This window comes from Trichocoleus sp. AS-A1, from assembly GCF_039962015.1.
In the GTDB taxonomy this organism is placed as follows: domain Bacteria; phylum Cyanobacteriota; class Cyanobacteriia; order Cyanobacteriales; family FACHB-T130; genus FACHB-T130.
In genome coordinates, this window is record NZ_JAMPKG010000021.1 from 88,251 (window position 1) to 109,272 (window position 21,022).

A 21,022-nucleotide genomic window follows, 5' to 3' on the forward strand; every position below is an offset into this window, starting at 1 on the left:
GCCGTGCCCTTACTTTAGACAGACGAGACAACTAGGTAAACATTGTTAACTTATGTAACAGCCTCTAATTTAGGCATTTGTCCAAAATCCCTGAATTAGTGCTCTCTGTCTCAAAAAATTGAAGGTCAATTCAGTGAAAAGTAAATTCATCGAAAAGCAAGTTAATTTGGATAACTGTTGTCTTTCCTACTATGAAGGAGGAATTGCCTCAAATTTAGATCCAATACTTTTTATACACGGATGGGGAGTATTAGTTGAACCTTATCAAGACAGTTTAGATATTTTATCTAAGCGTTATCAGGTAATTGCGCCTGTTTTACCAGGTTTAGGAAACTCAACCGCACCTGAAAAAATTCAAAATTCTAATGACTATGCAAAGATTATTGGTAATTTTGTAAAAAAGTTAAATTTAAAGAAAGTTCATGTAGTTGGACATTCACTAGGAGGCGCAATTGCCATAGCATTGGCAGCTTTGATACCGTCGATTGTCCGCAGCCTCATCGTCGTAGATAGTACAGGAATTCCTCTGGGTTCTATACCGGAAGTTGTATTGAAAAGGGCAATTGAAATGCCTGCACAATCTTGGCAAATGAAGCTTCAGCCTGTTAGTGCTATTTTTAAAAACTTGTTTTATAACAGCTTATTTAACCCTGAAAATACGATAAAGATGGGATTCATCGCGTTACAAGAAGATATCAGACCAATTTTGCAAAACGTTGAATCCCCTTGTTTAATTTTGTGGGGAGAGAACGATGTTCTAACTCCGGTAAAATTTGCCCAAGAGTTATCACAAGGAATTAAAGGTTCTAAATTGAAAGTAGTAGCGGAAGGATACCACGAATGGAACCTGTTTTTTCCAGATAAATTTACAACGATTACTTTTGAATTTCTTGCAGAAATTGAGGAAATGTTATTGACAAGGGCATAATTTTCTCTGGGCTTTCGCATACCCTTCGGGAAGGCTTACGCCTACGGGCGACGATTTCTGGTTCCAATCGCTGATTTAGCGACTGCGAAAGCCCCTCCTTCCTGCGTGAATTGCCTCAGTTAGAAGAATAGGGGTGCGATCGCATTCGACAGCGGAGAAAATGGTGAGTGCTAACCGTGAGACTCCGAAATCGCTTCATGCTGACTTTTTTGCCGCTTTTTCTTCTCGCGCAAACAAATCCGATCCCGACACCTGCACCCCCTGCACCACCACTTGAGGTCGTGCAACCGCAGGAAGTCCGCGCTTTACCGGGCAAACTGGATGATGTGCCAGTTTTTAATAGCAACAGCCCGGAATTAGTCCAGACAGAGGGAATTTTACTTTCAACCTTTCCCCCCAGCAAAAAAAGCACCTCGGCGGCTCATTTAAATTTTCCCTTCCAAGGGCGTTTTGATGTGTTTGCCCATCATATTGCTAAGCCACCGACGCCGGAAGACTTACGGACTCTCTACTTGGGAATCATCGTGCATAATCCTGGTAAGCAAGCCGTCACGGTGGATATCTTGCAAGCAGCCAGTTATCTCAGTCAACCAGATGCGCCATTTATACCGATGGCATCCCACATTGAGAATCCCTTGGGTACAGTGTATGCTGGCCCTGGCGATCGCGTCAGCAATGAGATTTTGCGAGAACAGCGTCAAGCCGACTTTCCCCCTCAGTTGACGATTCCGCCGGGGGAAAGCCGAATGTTGATGAATCATCCGATTCCTGTAAAGACGCTGACGCCGCCGCTGAATGGTCGCTCGACATTGATGCGGTTGCGAAGCAATGCCAAAGTCTATATGGCTAGTTTAGCGATGTATGCGCGTCAAAATCCCAATAAGAGCGAACGCGCACCGACGCTCGAAGAATGGCAGACACTTCTGAATTCTGGTAATTTAGCACAGCCGCGCGATCGCGTTCCGACCCCTCCGGAAGCAAATAAGGGGCAATTAATCTACGGTCGTGTTGCTGGTGTCGCACAAGGTTCTCAGTGGAAAGCCAGACTGGTAGAAAGACCGGGTGCAGTGAATTTGAGCATTCCCCAACCAGGAAAAGCGTTTTCCTATAGCCTCAGCACCGTTCCTCGCGGCACTCTCGGCACCGAACGAGTGCAAAGTGCCCCCATGTTGGTGCGCTACCCAGATACCGCTTATATGGCTCACGGCAACTATGGAGTGCAATACAGCCTCACCTTGCCGTTGATGAACGATACAAACGACAGCCAGACTGTAACCTTGGCAATACAGACACCAATCAAACAGGATCGCTTGCAAGGAGGACTGCGTTTTCTAGAACCACCGCCTCAGCAAGTTTTTTTCCGGGGCACCGTCCAGATCCAATACACTGATGACCGAGGCTTACCGCAAATTCGTTACGTGCATTTAGTTCAACGGCGCGGTCAGCAAGGCGAACCTTTGATAACCTTGAAGATGCTACCGGGCGATCGCCGACTGGTAAAAGTTGATTTTATTTATCCCCCAGACGCCACGCCGCCCCAAGTTTTAACGGTTAGAACCTTGGAAAAAACTTCCTGAAACGTTGTAATTTAGCCTTTTATCTGCGGGATAATCCCTGACCACGATTGACATAGGTCTGGACATTCCGCAGTGCTTGGCTCGCATAATAATCGCCCGGACGCTGCTTCAATGCCCTTTGGAAATTAATCAGCGCGGTGTGATAATCGCCTTTCTTGGAAGCCTCGTAGCCAACTCTCATGTATTTGTCATAATTTGTTGCTGCTGGGGCACTTGCTGGCGGGGGATCTTGCCCTTTTAAATAGTCTGTAATATTCCAGTAAGCGAGTGTGGCATAGCGGTCAGTTGGGCGTTCGGCAAGTGCTGACCGAAAGTAAGACAAAGCGGCTGGATAATCCTTTCTTTGTGTCGCTGCATACCCCAGTCTCATGTACTGGTCATAGGCATATTCAGCACCATAAGTCGGGGTTCCATCGGGAGCCGTTGCCGGTGTGGGAACCACAGTCTGTGTGGGTTGAGGAACAGCGACGGTTGTTGTCTGAGCTTGGGTTCGTTGGGCGGGGACAACGAAAGCGATCGCTAGGAAAGCCGGTAATATTTTTATCCAATTTGTTAGTTTCATATTGTTTCTCTTTTTTGTTTTTCCCCTCTTTTCTACAGAGGTATATATTCATAGAATGCCACCTATTTTTTCTAGCTACCTCTGCCACAAGTCAGGGAAAAACTCGAACTAGGGACACTCCTCTCGATAGAAATTTTGCATTTGTTCGCTGCATTTATAAGCAATCCACGCAAACTTTATTTAAGTCCCGTTCGCTCAAACATAGAGTTAACGGTTAGCGCAAACCACTCTATAGCAATCCATTTAAGTCATGAGATTCTACCAGTTCATATTCCCAGGCTTCTTTGTGATGTCGGGAATCTCAGCTTTACAAATTCTTGAAGACGATTATATTTACAATCAACGAGTAATTCTTCGGAATCAAACTAACTTTTTTATAAAGATTTGATGAAGATTAAGTAAAGATACGTAAAAGAAGAGTCATTTTAAAAAAGCAGTGTTTATAATGTTGGTGAAATTGCTAAAAAAGTAAAAAATAAATAGCTGCAAGCAAAAATAAGTTAACGCTTGACTAAAAGTTAAGCGTTATTCTTGCAGCCAAAAAAATTTTAAGTTTTGCAAAATTAGATAATCCTGAGCGAGAATCCTATGAATGTGGTGAGAAGCATCGGTCGGTTGCTGGTAGTTTTTCCTTTGGTAGGAGCGATTAATACCCAAGCAGCACACGGGCAATCCATTGTCCCAGCAACTGATGGCACTGGCACCAATGTTGTCCTTGAGGGCGATCGCTTCGACATCAGTGGCGGACAGCAATCTGGAGCGAATCTTTTCCACAGCTTTGAGAAATTTGGACTGAACTCAAACCAGATTGCTAACTTTCTCTCCCAACCAGAGATTCAAAATATCCTGGGTCGCGTTGTTGGTGGAGATGCCTCCATGATTAATGGACTGATTCAGGTAACAGGCGGGAATTCTAACCTCTTCTTGATGAATCCCGCAGGCATTATCTTCGGCGCAGGAGCCAGCCTCAACGTGCCTGCTTCCTTCACCGCGACAACAGCAACCGGAATTGGGATCGGCTCAAATTGGTTCAATGCAGCAGGTTCTAACAACTACGCTGCACTGACAGGAAACCCCAACGCTTTTGCTTTCACCACCAGTCAGCCAGGAGCCATTATCAACGCTGGCAACCTCAGCTTACAGCCGGGACAAAACTTCTTAACTTTACTGGGCGGAACGGTCATCAGTACCGGGCAACTCTCCGCACCAGGGGGTAACATTACGGTAGCTGCCATCCCTGGTGAAAGTGTAGTCCGCATCACTCAGCAAGGACTGCTGCTAGGTTTGGATATTCAACCCTTGGCAACGGCAGGCACTCAACCTGAAAACTGGACATTGCCGATTCCCACATTACCCCAACTGCTGACTGGTGGAAGTGGGGGCAATGCTACCGGGCTGAAAGTTAACAGTAATGGACAGGTAATATTAACTGGATCTGGCGTCCAGATAAAGGGTGAAGCGGGTACTACTATTGTGTCCGGTACTCTCGATGCGGCAAATAAAGCACCAAGTGCAGCCGGAGGCGCTGTGGAAGTGCTGGGTAACAAAGTTGCCTTAGTTGAGCAGGCTCAAATTAATGTCTCTGGAGATGGGAAGGGAGGTATTGCCTTTATTGGCGGTGATTATCAAGGTAAGGGAAAAGTACCGAACGCCACTCAAACGTATGTAGGTAAAAACGCAACGATTAAAGCTGATGCTATTAACAATGGCAATGGTGGTAGAGTTATTGTTTGGGCAGATGAGACAACTGATTTCTCCGGAAATATTAGTAACAAAGGCGGCACCAATTCCGGTAACGGCGGATTCGTTGAAGTATCTGGGAAGGAAAATCTAGCTTTTGACGGCGTTGTAGACGTAGGGGCAACTGCTGGAAAAGCGGGTGAGTTATTATTAGATCCAGCCAACGTTGTTATTAGCGATACTGGGCAAGATAATGCACAGCTAGACGACGGACAAATCCTGGCTAGCGATCCAGGCGACACATTTTTCATTTCTGCTGACAAAATTGAGAACATTCTGGCTACAGGAGATGTCTCAATTGTCGCCACAAATAACATCACCATTGACAGCGACATTGATGCCAGCAGCAATGCCAATTCCTCCGATCTTACGTTCACTTCCGGCACCATCAATTTAAACGCCTCCATCACCTTAAATGGCGGGAATATTACCTTTGAAGCTCCGGTTCTCCTTGGCAGTAGCGAAACCATTAGCACAGGCAATGGTTCAGGTGACATTGTATTTAAAAGCACTCTGAATGCAGTTAATACGCCCCAGGAGCTAACTCTGAGCGCAGGTACAGGTAACATTACTTTCGGTGCCGCAGTCGGCGCTTCTAACATTACGCTACCAGGTAGCACGTCGCTAACATTTCAGGTAAAAAAAATCGACCCGGCGGGTAATTCCTCTCCCGGCGGACTCGTCAATGTCAACGGTACGCTGTATTTCAGCGCCAATGACGGCATTTCTGGTAGAGAACTGTGGAAAAGCGATGGCAGCGCAGGCGGAACGCAATTGGTAAGCGATATTAATCCTGGCGCTGCCTCTGCCTTCGATTTCTCTTCAGACACTCTCACCAACGTCAACGGTACGCTGTTCTTCAGCGCCAATGACGGCAGCAGGGGGGTAGAACTGTGGAAGAGCGACGGTACAGCAGGCGGGACGCAGCTAGTACGCGATATCAATCCTGGTGCTGCCAGCTCATCCCCATCTAATTTGGCGCTTTTGAACAACGCGCTATTCTTCAGCGCTAATGACGGCATCAGTGGAACAGAATTGTGGCAGAGCAACGGCACAGCAGCAGGAACTCAGCTGGTAAGAGATATCAATCCTGGTTCTAACGGTTCGTCCCCGTCGCAGCTTACCGCAGTCAACAACACGCTATTTTTCGCAGCTAACGACGGCAACACTGGGAATGAGCTGTGGAAGAGCGATGGCACAGCAGGGGGAACTCAACTGGTGCGGGATATCGAGCCGGGTTCTGGAAACTCTGGTCCACTCAATTTAACCGATGTAAATGGAACACTTTTCTTTACCGCTGATGTCGGCGACTTCGGAGATCCTGTTAGCTATGGCAGAGAACTGTGGAAAAGTGACGGCACAGCAGCGGGAACTCAACTGGTGCGGGATATTAATCCTGGCGCTGTTTCTTCATGGCCGTCCTATCTTACCAATGTGAATGGCACCTTATTCTTTAGTGCTACTGACAGGTCTGCTTCTGGCAGCGGCACAGAACTGTGGAGGAGCGACGGTACAACATCTGGCACAATATTAGTCAAGGATATTAATCCTGGTGGCTTTTTCGGAGATTCAGATCCAGAAAATCTGATTAATGTCAGCGGTACGCTGTTCTTCAGCGCCTATGACGGCACTTCTGGCACAGAATTGTGGAGAAGCGACGGCACTGCAACGGGAACTCAGCTGGTAAAAGATATCAATCCTGGTGCTGGTAGTGCTTTTGGTTATACTTCTTCAGGGGATAAAGTTTTCACTGATGTAAACGGTACGCTGTTCTTTAAAGCCGATAACGGTACGTCGGGAGGAGAACTCTGGCGCAGTGACGGCACAGCGGCGGGGACGCAACTGGTACAGAATATTAATCCTGGTGCTGCTACTTCATTTGTGTCTAATATCACCAATGTCAACGGTAAGCTGTTTTTTACAGCTAATGATGGGATTAATGGGACGCAACTGTGGCAAAGCAACGGTATAGCCAGTTCAGTTATTTTAGATACCCTGAGTATTACCGCTACCAGCGCGGGAAATTTAACTGCTAAAGATGCGATCGCTGCTGATAGCATCAACATTACTAGCAGTAACATTACCCTCAAAGGCAACTTAATTACCTCCTACAACCCTGGCAATTCTGTAACTTTGAATGCAACGGGCAACATCAAAACAGAAAATATCTCTGGGGGTGATTTTGTAAATTTAAAAGCAGGCAACATTATAACGGGAGATACGTTCACCAAGAATTCTCTAATCTTGACAGCTACTAATGGCAGCATTGCATCTGGAAACATTGAAGTCATCAATACAAATTCCCAGAATGATAGCTCTGTAACTTTGTCTGCTACAGCAGGCAACATTGTAGTTGAAACTATTGGTTCAGGAGCAGGCGGTATTGATATTACAGCTGGAGGACTTTTCCGGGCTGTAGGTTCACGGTTCTTTAATGGAGGATCTTTTGAAGAATATGGTCTAATCCAAAATATTCCCGGATTAATTGACTTCCTTGAAAGCAAGGGTATTCCCAGAGATCAATTAGTCAATTCTCAAGCAAACGGTAGAGTAGATACAAGAAATCTTCCAGTCAGTATTATTGCTAGACCTAATAGCCCAGATACTGGACGCATCATTATCCGGTATGCAGGTGCAACCAAAACCCCTGATGAAATCAACGGCCCTCGCATCCTGATTAAAGGAGGAGATCAGCCTTTTGTAGCAGGGCCAATCGCTACTAGCGTGGGCGATCCATTTGTACTACCGGGTGGCCAGAATTTAAGCAATTTCGATCCAAATTCTAGTTTTTATCTGGTAAGAAATGAAAGTTACCGCCTCTTGAATATTCCCGATGAGTTCCCCAATTTTGTTAGCGGTACCCGTGGAGCTATCATTGTCGGAGCTGGGAATAATTCAAACTTAGCTACATCGGTTCAAAATAGACCCTTTATACCCACAATTCCCGAACCAAAACCAGTCACTAACCCTGTTATTGTGGCTAATCCTGTTCCTGTGACTAATCCGGGTACTGTCACTACCCCTGTTCCTGTGACTAATCCGGGTACCGTCACTACCCCTGTTACTGTTACTACTAATACTGGTGTCACTGATACGGCTACGGATAAAGCTGACAGACCAACAACAACAGATATACAGTTGATGGCACTAAGGGATGGTGTTTCTGCCTCGCGGGAATCTGATGGTAATGATATTCTTGTTGTCGATGATAGCCTCAAGAACAGCTCAAGTTTACGTCATGCTGACAAGGTGACGCGCAACAGCGATGGAACGCTAAAATTGTCAACGGCTGAAACATCTGCTGTCTGCGCTGCACAACTGCAACAGCGATCGCGAAATCTGCAACTACGAGATCCGCAACTACGAGATCCGCGTTGCTTGCAAGAACAGCCAGTCGCATTAGCATCAGCGCAAGATAGCCGTAAAGTCGCGGCAGATCAACTGTTACAGCAAGGCTTTGAACAGTATCAGCCGAATAAGGTTGAATCGGCTGTCCAGTCTTGGCAACAGGCATTAAGAATTTACCAGGAACTCAAAGACGTTCCGGGGGAAGTTGCAGCTAGAGGGGTTCTGGGTGCGGCTTCTCTGGTTCAGGAAAACTATCAGGATGCGATCGCGCTCTTAGAGCCATTCTTGACGATGGAAGCAGGAAATAGCAATCCTACAGCTAAAGCACAAGCACTTTCAAATCTGGGAATTGCTTACAAAGCCGTAGGCAACTATGCAAGCGCGATCGCATCTCATCAGCAAGCTTTGACCATTATGCAGGAAACCAAAGACCGTCAGGGAGAGGGTCAGGTTTCAGTAAATTTAGGCAACACTTACGAAGCTTTGGGTGAATATGACAAAGCAATAAAATCTTATCAACAAAGTTTAACGATTGCGCGAGAAATTAAAGATCCCTCAGCCGAAGGGAGAGCATTAGGAAATTTGGGAGCAATTAACGCTAATTTGGGCAAGTCTAAGGAAGCCGTTCAGTCTTACGAACAGAGTTTAGCGATCGCGCGACAAATTAGTGACAAGGAAGGACAAGGAAGCACCCTAGCCAATCTCGGATCTGCTTATCATGTTCAGGGCGAATTTACTAAGGCTCTCGATTATTATCAGCAGAGTTTAGCGATCGCAAAAGAAATTAGCAATCGCGAGTTACAGCACAAGGCACTCGGAAATTTAGGAATTGCTTATGGGGATTTAGGCGATTATCCCAAAGCGATTGAACATCACCAGAAAAGTTTAGAGATTGCGCGATCGCTGGGTGACAAACGAGGAGAGGGAGCGGCTCTCAATAACCTGGGACATACGCTATTTGCTTCCGGCAAACTTCCAGAAGCCGAGAAAAAACTCCGCGATGCCGTTGAGGTTATGGAATCTCTGCGACCAGGATTAAATGATATCCAAAATGTCTCAGTTTTCGATACGCAAGTTCTGACTTACAACTTATTGCAACAAATTCTGATTGCCCAGAACAAAGCAGAATTGGCTCTGGAAATTTCCGAACGGGGACGTGCCCGTGCCTTTGTAGCGTTACTACAACAACGATTATCCCCTGAAGCTTCGGCTCGATCCCAAACTAATTTAAATCCTCCGACAATCGCACAAATTAAAAAAATTGCCAAAGAACAAAATGCCACGCTAGTTGAATATTCAATTGTCCCTGAAGAAGAATTCAAAGTTCAAGGTAAACTCAGAGGTCAGGCATCAGAACTCTTTATTTGGGTCGTTCAGCCTACAGGTAAAGTAGCGTTTCGCCGAGTTGACTTGAAACCGCTGCGACAGCAAAATAATTCCTTTGAAGAATTGCTAGCGAATAGTCGCATTGTATACGGTCCCAATATTCACAAAGGAGAAACTGCTAGAGCGCAACTTCATCAAGTGTTGATTGAGCCAATTGCTGATTTTCTGCCGAAAGACGCAAATTCCCACGTAATATTTATCCCGCAAGGTGGGCTATTTTTGTTGCCTTTCCCGGCGCTAAAAGCTCCGAATGGCAAATACTTAATCGAGCAACACACAATCCTAACCGCTCCAGCCATTGAGGTGCTAGACCTCACTCAGCAACAACAGCAACGTGTAGAAGGGTTGCATAGAACATCTCTAGATAGTAAAAACGTCCTAGTGGTGGGAAATCCGACGATGCCCAAGATGCCTACTACTAAAGCTGGACAGACGCCTCAGCCACTAGCACCGTTACCGGGTGCCGAACGGGAAGCGCTGACGATTGCTAAACTCTTGAACACTCAAGCGATTGTGGGTGACAAAGCAACCAAAGTTGAGATTGTGCAACAGATGCCCCAGGCGCGGGTAATTCATCTAGCGACGCACGGCTTACTGGATGATATTCAAGAATTAGGCATTCCTGGCGCGATCGCGCTGGCTCCATCCAAGAACGATAATGGATTCCTCACTGCTGGAGAAATCTTTGACCTGAAGCTAAATGCTGAACTTGTAGTGTTGAGTGCTTGTCACACGGGACGCGGCAAAATTACCGGCGATGGCGTCATCGGTTTGTCGCGATCGCTCATTTCATCGGGAGTACCCAGCGCGATCGTGTCCCTGTGGGCGGTTCCTGACGAGCCGACAACCCTTCTCATGACAGAGTTTTACCGAACTGTGCAAAAAAACCCGAATAAAGCCCAGGCATTGCGAAGCGCAATGCTAGTCACGATGAAACAACATCCAGAGCCACTCAACTGGGCAGCTTTTACCCTCATTGGAGAAGCACAGTAATCACTCCCCCTTTTTACTTGCGTTAGGGATGCGCGATCGCGGCGCTCTCTTCGCAGGGATTTAGGAGATATCTGCGTAAGCCCTGACAATATTACCGACTGACCGATCGTAAGGGCAAGGCGAAACTTTGCATTACCTTTACGTAACTTGTGCTGTCTTCATCAACTTCATACGAAAAATTACTGAGCTGAGGACTAATCTTTGTAAAGAACCAATTAGTCTACCTCAGCCACAACTATGGGTGTTTCTAGACTTATCAAGTTTTGGCAATCGACCATACTTCTTCCTGAATTGATTTTTTCCTCAGTAATTAAGCGGCAAAAGTCTTGCTGTGAATTTACTGAAGTCCAAAAAAACCTAAAAGCCAGCTCCCGAATTGTGATTCAGCCACAAGGGGTTCTAAATCGCTGTAATGGCGCTTTCTTACAGCAATGGATTGTGAACAACGTCGTACTGGATGCTCCGGCTTTATGCGTGCTAGATATGACCCATATCAACGGGGTGGATAGTTCGGGGCTATTTTCTTTAGTGGCAGGACTCAAAGCCGCCCGGAAACAGCAGTGCCATATTGTAATTTGTAACTTGCAATCTCCAGTCAAAACACTTTTTGAAGTGGCTCAGCTTGAGGAAATGTTTGATATTGAGGAAAGTTATGAAGCTGCCCTTGCCAAACTGGCTTGACGACTACTTTATCAAGAGTGCCAACAGCCGAACGATTGCAGGCTATAAGGGCACTCTAGCCTGAACTGCGCGGCTAGAAATTTTATCTAAATTCAGCGTTAGGAAGTCAATGCTCGGCTTTCAGCCCTCCGGAAATCAAGCGACACTGATAGGATCGAGATGGATGAATATCGTCTTATCAATCTCGCCATGACTTTGGGCAATCTACGCGACCTTTATCAACAGGTCATTTTAGAACACTACAAGAAGCCACGGCACAAGGGTCAAACCAATCCCGTGCATCGGTCTCAGAGGGGGCACAATCCTTCTTGTGGCGATACCATTGAGCTGACATTGCAGATGAATGCAGCAGGCGACGTCATAGAAGATGTGAAATTTGAAGGAGAAGGCTGCGCGATCGCAATGGCTTCTGCTGACTTGATGGCGGATGCTTTGCGGGGAAAGAAAGTAGATGTAGCCTTGGAAATGGTGGAACGCTTCCAAAACATGATGAAAGGGGAAGCCGAGTTCCCCAAAGAGCAACGCAAGCTCAATGTGATGCAAGGCGTTTCTCAATTTCCAGTTCGGATCAAATGTGCTAACCTCACCTGGCATACTTTAAAAGCTGCCTTAGAATCACCCAATGGCAATCAGCCAAATGGGTTCGTCAGTAATGAAAAGGAAGACGCTTAAGTTGCCATGTTAACGACTACTTTTTTTCTAGAACTAGCCAAATGGTCGGCGGCTCTTACCATCGCCAGTGCAGTTGTAACCGTGCTGGGGTTTATTTTCCAATGGGGTATTCGGTTTAGGCTGGTGGGTAGCACTGGATTTATGGGTGTGCTAACAGCCGGTTTATTTTCTTTGAGTTTGGTACCGCTTACCCATACAGCAGTTCCAGGTTCGGTTCGCTATAAGTTGGTTTATGACACCGGCGGGGCGCAAACGGTGATTTCCGTACCGCCGACGATTTCCAACGCCCAATTAGATGCAACGATGCGTCAAGCTGCTAGCGATTTGTACTCTTATGGTCGTTTAGGTCGGGCAAAAGACAATTTACTGACCATTCGGGTACGTACCGTTATTCATCCCTCCCCTGGCGCTTCTAAACCGCTTTACTTGGGTGAGGTGAAGCGATCGCTAGCCATCCGGGATGATGAACAGCTTAACATCCAAGTCTTTCCAGAAAACCTGGCACAATTGCCAAAGTCTACCGCGTAATTACGGATCTTTCTCTATTTTCTCTAGATTGGGTCTTTCAGAGTCAAAGCGAGGCGGAGCCTAGAAACGAGTGCCTAGAAACGAGTGTTAAATAGGCTGCTGCCTCCCTCAATTACTAAAGTAAAGTTATTAGAGAAATTTGTTATAAATTCTTTCATAAGCAGTATTGAGCAATTCCCTTCTTTAAACTAAAATGGTTGATTCTATGCCCAATCAATCCTTACCAGAGTTGTCTACTCAAACCGCTCCTTCGTTATTTTCGCTGATGGTGGCTCCCGGTCGGGTGCTGCGCGGTCAGAGGGCGCTGGAACAAGCGGGAGACGCGATCGCGACTTTTGGGCGGCGTCCCTTGGTTGTAGGGGGCGATCGCACGCTGTCCGTCACGCTACCGCGATTGCAGCTTGCCCTAAAACAGCAAAAGACAGACGTTGCCCAGGCATCTTACAGCCCAGATTGCAGTACGCGATCGCTTGAATCTCTGCGGAAAGCTGTCACCGACCATCAAGCCGACGTAATTATTGGCATCGGCGGTGGCAAAGCATTAGACACCGCAAAACTACTGGCTCATCAATGCCAGTTGCCAGTCGTCACAATTCCCACCTCAGGGGCGACCTGCGCTGCTTGGACAGCCCTTTCTAACGTCTATTCCGACGAAGGGGCATTTCTCTATGATGTCAGCCTCGATCGGTGCCCGGATTTGCTAGTGCTGGATTACGAGTTAATCCAGACTGCACCGCAACGCACCTTAATTGCTGGGATTGGCGACGCCTTGGCGAAGTGGTACGAAGCTTCTGTCAGCAGCGGTCACTCCGACCAAACTTTGATGATCGCCGCCGTGCAACAAGCGCGAGTGCTACGGGATATTCTCTTCCAAAAAGCCGCAGCAGCGCTGAAAGAACCGGGCAGTGAAGTTTGGCGAGAAGTCGTAGATGCCTCAGTTTTACTTGCCGGGGTCATTGGTGGTTTAGGTGGTGCCCAGTGCCGTACCGTCGCCGCCCACGCCGTCCATAATGGTTTGACCCATATCCCCGCCGCCCACGGTGCCATACATGGTGAGAAAGTCGCCTATGGCATTCTCGTCCAGTTGCGGTTAGAAGAAATGCTGCAAAGCAACCAACTTGCAGCAACCGCAAGGCAACAGTTATTGAAGTTTTACGCCGAAATTGGACTGCCTCAAACTTTGGATGATTTGGGTTTGGGAAATATTACACTGGGAGAATTTCGACAAGCCGCTGAAATTGCCTGTGCCCCTAACTCGGATATCCACCGGCTACCCTTCCGAGTGGTGCCCGAACAGCTGATGGCGGCAATGGTGTCCACAACCGCACCCGTTGAGGTAGGGCGTCCAAATCTGGGGCTGACCTCAGCGGCGAATCATAACGATGTTTGAATTTCAAAAATTGCAGGTTTAAACGCATTGAAGGTTGAAGCAACTCAAAAGTTGAAAGTTTTAATCAACCTGCCAATCTCCAACCTGCAATCCTGCCTGCCAACCTGCCAACTTTCCTGCCTTAACCAATGACGTTAGATTGGATTAGCCCAGCGGAACGCCTGCAATCACTGCCCCCTTATGTATTTGCCCGTCTGGATGAACTCAAAGCCAGGGCACGCGAACAAGGGCTGGATTTAATTGACTTGGGAATGGGGAATCCAGATGGCCCAGCGCCTCAGCCAGTGATAGACGCTGCGATCGCAGCGTTGCAAAATCCGACAAATCACGGCTATCCCCCCTTTGAAGGGACTCTCAGCTTCCGCCGCGCCATCACTAATTGGTACGGGCGTCGCTATAATGTTGACCTCGATCCAGATAGCGAAGCCTTGCCGCTACTCGGTTCCAAGGAAGGGCTGACTCACCTCGCCTTTGCCTATATCAACCCAGGCGATGTGATTCTGGTACCCAGTCCCTCTTATCCCCCACATTTTCGCGGGCCAGCGATCGCTGGGGGCAAAATTTACCCGCTGATTCTCAAACCCGAAAATGACTGGTTGATCGATCTCGGTGACATTCCCGATGATGTAGCCCAACAAGCAAAGATTCTCTATTTCAACTATCCCAGCAATCCTACTGGCGCAACCGCACCCCGCGAGTTCTTCAAAGATATCGTTGCTTTTGCCAAGAAGCACGAAATCTTACTCGTACATGATTTGTGCTACGCAGAATTAGCTTTTGATGGTTATCAACCAACCAGCTTGTTAGAAATTCCAGGGGCGAAGGAAATCGGCGTCGAGTTTCATACCCTGTCTAAAACTTACAACATGGCAGGCTGGCGCGTCGGCTTTGTCGTAGGCAACCAACACATCATTCAAGGGTTGCGGACACTCAAAACCAATCTGGATTATGGCATCTTTGCCGCCTTGCAATCTGCCGCCGAAACCGCCTTACAGCTTCCAGATGTTTATGTCAATCAGGTCTGCGATCGCTATCGCCGTCGCCGCGATTTTCTGATCGAGGGATTTGCTGAGTTGGGTTGGACGGTTCCCAAACCAAAAGCCACCATGTACCTGTGGGTTCCGTGTCCGGTAGGAATGACCTCAACAGATTTTGCCCTCTCTGTCTTGCAGCAGACGGGCGTGGTCGTGACTCCCGGAAATGCCTTTGGAGCTGCTGGTGAGGGATATGTGCGGGTGAGTTTGATTGCTGAATGCGATCGCTTAGCTGAAGCTTTGCGGCGTTTCAAAGAAGCCAATATCCGCTATTCATCCGAAAATGAGGGCGCGTTTATCAAGCAGGGATAAAACATCGAAGCTTGAATTTTTGGGTTTAATCTCCAATTTGGAAACTCGGCTATTTCAAAAATAACTAGCGTTATCCTTTAGATGAATTTGCTTGTATAAGTGCAAACTTTAATTAGGGATAAAATTTGTCTGATTTTCTACCGTTCCCAACCCCTCCCTGCCATTTTCTGAGGCTCCGGCACCCCTCCCTGCCTGCGGGGAGGGGTGCAATGTGTTAAAGGGAATTACAAATCATCTACCGTATCGTATCCAGTAGATGATTTTTGTTTGCGCCGCCCTTATTTCAAAGTAAAAGCTTTAGTTTCTGTTACCCTACCACCACCCACCTTGTCATAAATCGTTAGCTGAATTTGGTAAGTTCCCGGTTGAATTTTAGGAGTTGTATTAACAGTGCCATTGGGAGAGGCTGCTACATCATCTTTTAAAGCTGTATGTCCTTTTTCTCCAATTAAGCTCTTTTTCACCAAAATAACTTCGCCCTTGGCATTTTTAACTTCCATATCCATATCTAGCCAGTTTTTCCCATCCTGACCTTTCTTAAATTTGCCAACATTGAGCAAGACTAGCTGAACATCTTCTCCCCTTTTATAAACTCCATCATTAACCGGCACAACTTTTTTATCGGGAGTTTTTCTGACCAAAAAAGATTTTTCAAACTTCAGTTGAGAAGAAGTCGGTTTAGAGGTAGTTGCAGTCTGGGATGTAGGAGATTTTGGGGAAGGAGAAGCCTGAGAAGTAGTAGAGTTTTCGCCTCCACCACAACCACTGACCAGCGCCATTGAAAACACTACAAGACCTGTTAACAATAGGTTATTGAATGTTTTTTTCATTATGTTCTACCTCCTTTTATTTTTTTACCTGGTTAATTGATCAACCATGGAGTTGAGACAATTAGCAAGGTTGAGCTAGCTACAACCATAAATTATCATAATTTATTCAAATTTATCTTTTGGGCGCAGTTGCTTTAGTCAACTGGCGACGCGAACAATTTGCTTTCAGACGCCACGATGGAAATTCTTTATTGAATGCACTCTGGTGTAACCCTACCTTGTGAACCCAGAGGGAGAGGGGCTAGGGGTGAGGTTCTATCTGAGGGTATTTATCTATATATCGTTCGCTGCACTTGAAACGGTTCATTTTACTGCAAATTAAGCTAAACGTAGACCTATAGGCAAAAGGCGGTCTGTGCAAGTCACAGACCGCCTTCTATTGTCAATCAATCTAAACGATTGCTACTTAAAAGCGTTTAATTGCCGCCAGACTGAACCGCAGCGCGGGTTACGGGATTTGAATTGTCTTCGTTTATCATTTCAGGAGTCCGCTCCCAGTTGCCATCTTCACCTTGACGGTATTCGCTGTTGATGGTGTTCCACGCAACCTTGCGGGCAGCTTCTTCGTCCATCCCGTCTTCATGAGCACTCTTAAATGCAGCCTGGAAAATCTGCTGAGCAGCCTCAGGCAGTTCTTGGACTTCTGAAGGTAAGTTATTAACTTGTTGATCTGGTTGTTCGGTCATAAACTACTCCTATTATTTTTGCTTGAGATCAATATTAGAAAGCCAGAGGTACAAATTCCTCGTCCTAGGATGTAGTTATGGCTCCTCGATATACCTATCTGAGGCATTATCTTATGTAAAGTCATTCTGTATCTTGTTACACAACTTCTCCCTACAAATCATCTACTGGCGAATACAGTGGTTCAGATCCCCGGCTTCTTTCTCGAAGTTGGGGATCTCTCCTTCACGAATCATGTAGGATTGCTACGCCTAAATAATTCGCGAACTCCTGTAGAGACGCGATTAATCGCGTCTCTACAGGCACTTCAATTCTCGAATCCCACCTGAAAATGGGGATCTGGGGGATTACACGTGAGATCCGACAAAAGTGAACTGGTATCGTTTACCGATTAAGGGAAACCACAAGTTCCAGCCGATACAGTGGTTCCAGACCAATTGTTAAGATCGCTGACAGAGATATTATTTGTAGACAGCGTTCCCGTTTCTATCTGGATCGCTCCTCCAAAACTGTCATTTAAGAAAAAGTTTCCAATCGTATTATTGCGGGGTTGGAGACAAATTGTATCGCCAGAACCGCTGGTTATTGCTTCGAAATCGCCGATTGCGCTGCCTGTTATGGTGTTAAGCCGGACTCCGGCAAAGATTTTAGCAGTATCGTAGCTGTTGAGGGAAAGCCCGGTAAAAGCATTATCTATAATTTGATTTGATTCACTGAGGAATTGAAGTTGGGCGTTTCCATTGATGCTGGTAAAAATTCCGTAAAATCCATTTTTAGAAATTTGCTGATTGTTAGAAATATTGACTGTTCCTATCGCTGCATCGGAAAGTGCGATATTCACTCCATTATCTTGATTTTCAGCAATGGTGCTATTGGTAATGTTGAAGGTTCCAGAGGTGTTATTTGAGAGAAGTATCCCAATCCCATAAAACCCGTTTTTAGAAATTTGAGTATTAGTGATATTAAACGTTCCAGTCGCGCTATCGTTTAGCTTGATAGAAATTCCATCAAATTGATTGCCTGAGATTGTGCTGTTGGCAATCTCAAATGTCCCCAAAGTATTGGATTCAAGTTCAATATTAATGCCACTAAATTGATTTGCGGTTATTTGGTTATTAGTCAGAGTAAAGGTTCCGGAAGCACTCTCGAACAGTTTTACCTCGACTCCGTCGGCGATGCTCCCGAAGCTGTTACTGCCAGTAATCGTATTCTCTGAGATATTAAAGGTTCCAGTTGCAGTATTGCGAAGTTCAAGATTGATGCCGTCCCCTTCGTTAGCTAAAGCACCATTGTTGGCGATCGTGTTTTTGACAAGAATTAGGTTAACTTGCCCCTGATTATTGCTGAGGGAAAAGCCTTCCAAAGCAGAATTTGCGATCGCGTTGTCTTGAATTAGTATCTGCCCAGTCACGTTCTCAAGTAAGATGCCCTCACTGGCAGAATTCGCGATCGCATTGTCTCGAATAATTGCATTGCTGATGTTGCTTCCAGCGATGCCAGAACCAGTGGTTGCGCTAATGGCGAAACCCGAAAGCGTTGTCATATTCCCCATCGTGACTGTTCCTGTCACGTCTGGCAGTACCCCTGCATTAGATAAGGGTAATTGTAGATTGCCGAGTTCCACGGTATCTATACGCTGCACAGGGCCAGTTGAAAGCACCTGCACTTGGTCGGGAATCTTGAAAGCAGGAACCCCAAGATTTGTCCCTGGTTGCACGTAGACAATATCATTGGATTGAGCCACAGCCAAAGCTTCCGCAACCGTTGCAGTCGGATTCTCGAACGTGCCGTTCCCGGTTCCAATTCCCAAATTGACGTGCCGAAATCTCCACGGTTGACCCGTCGCGGGATTCGTAACAAATACCGTATCCTGCACGCTGAAAGACTCAGATTCGGATTGTTCATCGACTACGATATTCGCGTTTCGGGTCACAGATTCCCCCAGACGCGCCAGAACTCGATCTTCTTTTCTTATCTCTCTGGGACGAGTGCCGGGAAAATTCGCCCCGACATTCAGCACCAAATTCGTACCAAAAGTGGCATCATTTGAGAGCAAGAGTCCCAGCCTAAAAGTGTCAGTAGGACGCGCTTCCAACCGAGTGCGCCAGCCTAAAATCTCCGAACTGCCTGGGGCATCATAATAATACAGTCCGGCATAACCTCGGAGGTCGCCGGTTTGACCTAGCTGGGCGATTTTCACGCCAGCTTCAACATCAAATCCTGCCATCGCTGCTTCAAAATTGCGATCGCGTTGAAGTTGTTGATTTCTAGTTTGACCCAAGAAATTACCCTGAAAGAAAGGGTCTGAAAACGATAAACCTGTAGAAAAAACCCTCTCTTGGGTCAGTTGGCGGGTATCTCCAACCGGAATGTAAGCATTCGCGCGAACATCCCAGTTTTCTCCTAAACTTTCAAATCCAGCACCCACTTGATTAAAGTTGCTATTACCCGTGTCGCGGGTATCGAAGGCGACATAGCCGCCCAAAATTCGGTTATCTTTAGCACTATAAAAGCGATGTCCTAAAACAATATTGCTGCTTGTATGAGAGTCTTCTGTTGATAACAGCAGCCGACCTTCTAAGAAAGTGAGGTTGCTAGAATTTTGCCATAAAGGAACAAAGCCTTCAATGCTACCAAAAGAACTTTCGTACCCCACGCCTGGGCCAGTGGTAAACTCAGCACCAATACGAGGCAAAAATCGCTGGAAACGGACTCGTTCTGATTGTGTCGTCTGTTTGGTGTCAGCGCTTATCTCTGTTATAGGAGATGCGTTTTCTGGAATTATTGCTTCTTGGAGTAATCCTGCTTCGTGCAAAGTGCGGGGAGGTGTTTTTACTTCTGCTAAAGGTTGAGGAACTTCGACCTCCAATGTTTCTGGAGAAGGTATGATTTTGGGGCTAGATTCTGGTGTGGGGAGTGCAGTTTCCACATTAGATATTTGGGCAAGAAAACGCCCTTCTTTTAGCGTGTAAAAAGACGGTTTGGCTAAAGATTTCTGGTCCTCAAAGCTTAAGGCTGGGGGTTCCAACGCGCCTGGTGGGTGTTCTGCTACATCAAGGGTATTGGCAAGAGATACTCCTAGAGTCTTATTATTTAATTCAGAAATGCCATCAGGTAGCTGGAGGATTGTAACGCCTGTAAAGTCTGTTGTCTCGGTTGATGGATTGGTTTTGGGTTCAATTGTTTGGGCGGCGGCAGTTGAGGTTAACGTTCCTAACAGCAGTAAAAATGTGTAGAGGTACAGCGTTGATATTTTTAAAAGCATTTTTCTCCCCACTAAATTCTGTCTTGGCTTCAGGCTCGTATCCACAGCAACCCATTGTCAAGAGTTGCCAAATCCGCAGCTTTAAATATTAATTAAAGCTGCTTTATCTTACTAGATACTTACAAAAGTAGAAGCTGCATTACTCATAAACGTAGCAGCATTCACCCCAGCCAATATTGCCAAAGTCTGGTTGTTGGAATTGTCAATAATACTGGTATTGCTTCCTTGCTGAATAATCGACAACTGGTTCAATTTCAAACCCCCGCCTAACCCTATGTAGTCTTGACCAATCTGGAAGTCGCGGATAGTGTCAGTACCTTCCCCTTTGGAAACGGCGAAGATATCGCGCCCTAGACCTCCGGTGAGGATGTCATTCCCCAAGCCTCCGTAGAGTCGGTCATCGCCTCCATCTCCCCAGATTTGGTCATCTCCAGACTCACCGTACAGATAATCATTGCCACCACAACCGTTGATGCGATCGTTGCCTGTGCCACCGTAAATCAGGTCATCCATCCCCATCGAACCCCCAGTCAAGAGATTATTGTTGAGGTCGCCAATCAGGGTATCGTTGCCATCGCTGCCATAGATGTGGTCTCTTCCGAGTCCCCCAATAATTGTGTCATGACCGCCGAAGCCAAGGATGCGTTCGTTTAAAGAGGTTGCCACCAAGGAGTCGGAAATTGATGTGCCGTTGAGAATCGGCATCAATGCAGTGTCGTCATCAATGTTGACAACAGCAACATCATTTGGTTTCAGCCCGTTGTATTTGAGGTCGGCACTGACGGCTGGGGCAGTGATAATTTTGTAGGCGATGTTGCCATCCACATCTGGGTCATTGACACCCTTAACAGTGACACTCTGAGCAACATTCCAGTTATTGGGGGTGAACGTGAGGCTAGAGGTGAAGACAATGCCCTCGGTGGTGTCGGAACTTCCTAAACCAAGGGTGACGTTAGCTGTAGGTTGACTATTGAGTTTGACGGTGAAGTTGGCAGTGCCTCCGGCTTCGGTAGTGTTGCCGCTAATCGGGGTGATGGTGAATCCGGCGGCGTCGTTGTCGATGTTGGTAACAGCGACATCACCTGGATTGAG

At 46.6% G+C, this 21,022-nt stretch carries 13 protein-coding genes; 8 read left to right on the top strand and 5 right to left on the bottom strand.

All coding sequences use genetic code 11. The annotated features are described in order from the left end of the window. Positions 1–133: 133 nt before the first annotated feature. A complete protein-coding gene (locus NC994_RS17155; protein WP_190435514.1) occupies positions 134–928 on the top strand; it encodes an alpha/beta hydrolase in 795 nt (264 codons plus the stop codon). A gap of 197 nt (positions 929–1,125) precedes the next feature. Further along, positions 1,126–2,505, top strand: a complete 1,380-nt coding sequence (locus NC994_RS17160) for a DUF3370 domain-containing protein (RefSeq protein ID WP_190435550.1) — start codon at positions 1,126–1,128, stop codon at positions 2,503–2,505. Between the two features lie 19 nt (positions 2,506–2,524). Here NC994_RS17160 and NC994_RS17165 read toward each other — a convergent pair whose 3' ends face one another. After that, complete coding sequence (locus NC994_RS17165; RefSeq protein WP_190435517.1) at positions 2,525–3,067, bottom strand: hypothetical protein; 543 nt, start codon at positions 3,065–3,067, stop codon at positions 2,525–2,527. Between the two features lie 588 nt (positions 3,068–3,655). Between NC994_RS17165 and NC994_RS17170 the strand changes: the two genes are divergently transcribed. The 6 genes from NC994_RS17170 to NC994_RS17195 all read left to right on the top strand — a co-directional run bounded on the left by NC994_RS17170 (position 3,656) and on the right by NC994_RS17195 (position 15,151). Further along, positions 3,656–10,534, top strand: coding sequence for an ELWxxDGT repeat protein (locus NC994_RS17170; RefSeq protein ID WP_190435520.1), 6,879 nt, complete (start codon positions 3,656–3,658; stop codon positions 10,532–10,534). 378 nt (positions 10,535–10,912) lie between these two features. Continuing rightward, entirely contained in the window at positions 10,913–11,215 is a 303-nt protein-coding gene (locus NC994_RS17175) for an STAS domain-containing protein (protein ID WP_190435523.1), read from the top strand. A 189-nt stretch (positions 11,216–11,404) separates the two neighbouring features. Then, entirely contained in the window at positions 11,405–11,887 is a 483-nt protein-coding gene (sufU, locus tag NC994_RS17180; protein WP_190426735.1) for a Fe-S cluster assembly sulfur transfer protein SufU, read from the top strand. A gap of 6 nt (positions 11,888–11,893) precedes the next feature. Continuing rightward, on the top strand, positions 11,894–12,415 hold the full coding sequence (locus NC994_RS17185) for a Ycf51 family protein (RefSeq protein ID WP_190435526.1): 522 nt from the start codon (positions 11,894–11,896) through the stop codon (positions 12,413–12,415). Between the two features lie 205 nt (positions 12,416–12,620). Further along, on the top strand, positions 12,621–13,805 hold the full coding sequence (locus NC994_RS17190) for an iron-containing alcohol dehydrogenase family protein (protein ID WP_190435529.1): 1,185 nt from the start codon (positions 12,621–12,623) through the stop codon (positions 13,803–13,805). Positions 13,806–13,933: 128 nt separating this feature from the next. Next, positions 13,934–15,151, top strand: coding sequence for an aspartate aminotransferase (locus tag NC994_RS17195; RefSeq protein WP_190435532.1), 1,218 nt, complete (start codon positions 13,934–13,936; stop codon positions 15,149–15,151). Between the two features lie 278 nt (positions 15,152–15,429). On the opposite strand, the gene NC994_RS17200 is transcribed toward NC994_RS17195, so the two are convergent. The 4 genes from NC994_RS17200 to NC994_RS17215 all read right to left on the bottom strand — a co-directional run. Continuing rightward, positions 15,430–15,981, bottom strand: coding sequence for a hypothetical protein (locus tag NC994_RS17200; protein ID WP_190411134.1), 552 nt, complete (start codon positions 15,979–15,981; stop codon positions 15,430–15,432). A 416-nt stretch (positions 15,982–16,397) separates the two neighbouring features. Beyond that, complete coding sequence (locus NC994_RS17205; protein ID WP_190428293.1) at positions 16,398–16,667, bottom strand: ChaB family protein; 270 nt, start codon at positions 16,665–16,667, stop codon at positions 16,398–16,400. A 389-nt stretch (positions 16,668–17,056) separates the two neighbouring features. Beyond that, positions 17,057–19,930, bottom strand: coding sequence for a right-handed parallel beta-helix repeat-containing protein (locus tag NC994_RS17210; protein ID WP_190435535.1), 2,874 nt, complete (start codon positions 19,928–19,930; stop codon positions 17,057–17,059). Between the two features lie 111 nt (positions 19,931–20,041). Continuing rightward, a partial coding sequence (locus tag NC994_RS17215; RefSeq protein ID WP_277881131.1) for a calcium-binding protein occupies positions 20,042–21,022 on the bottom strand: 981 nt, incomplete at its 5' end.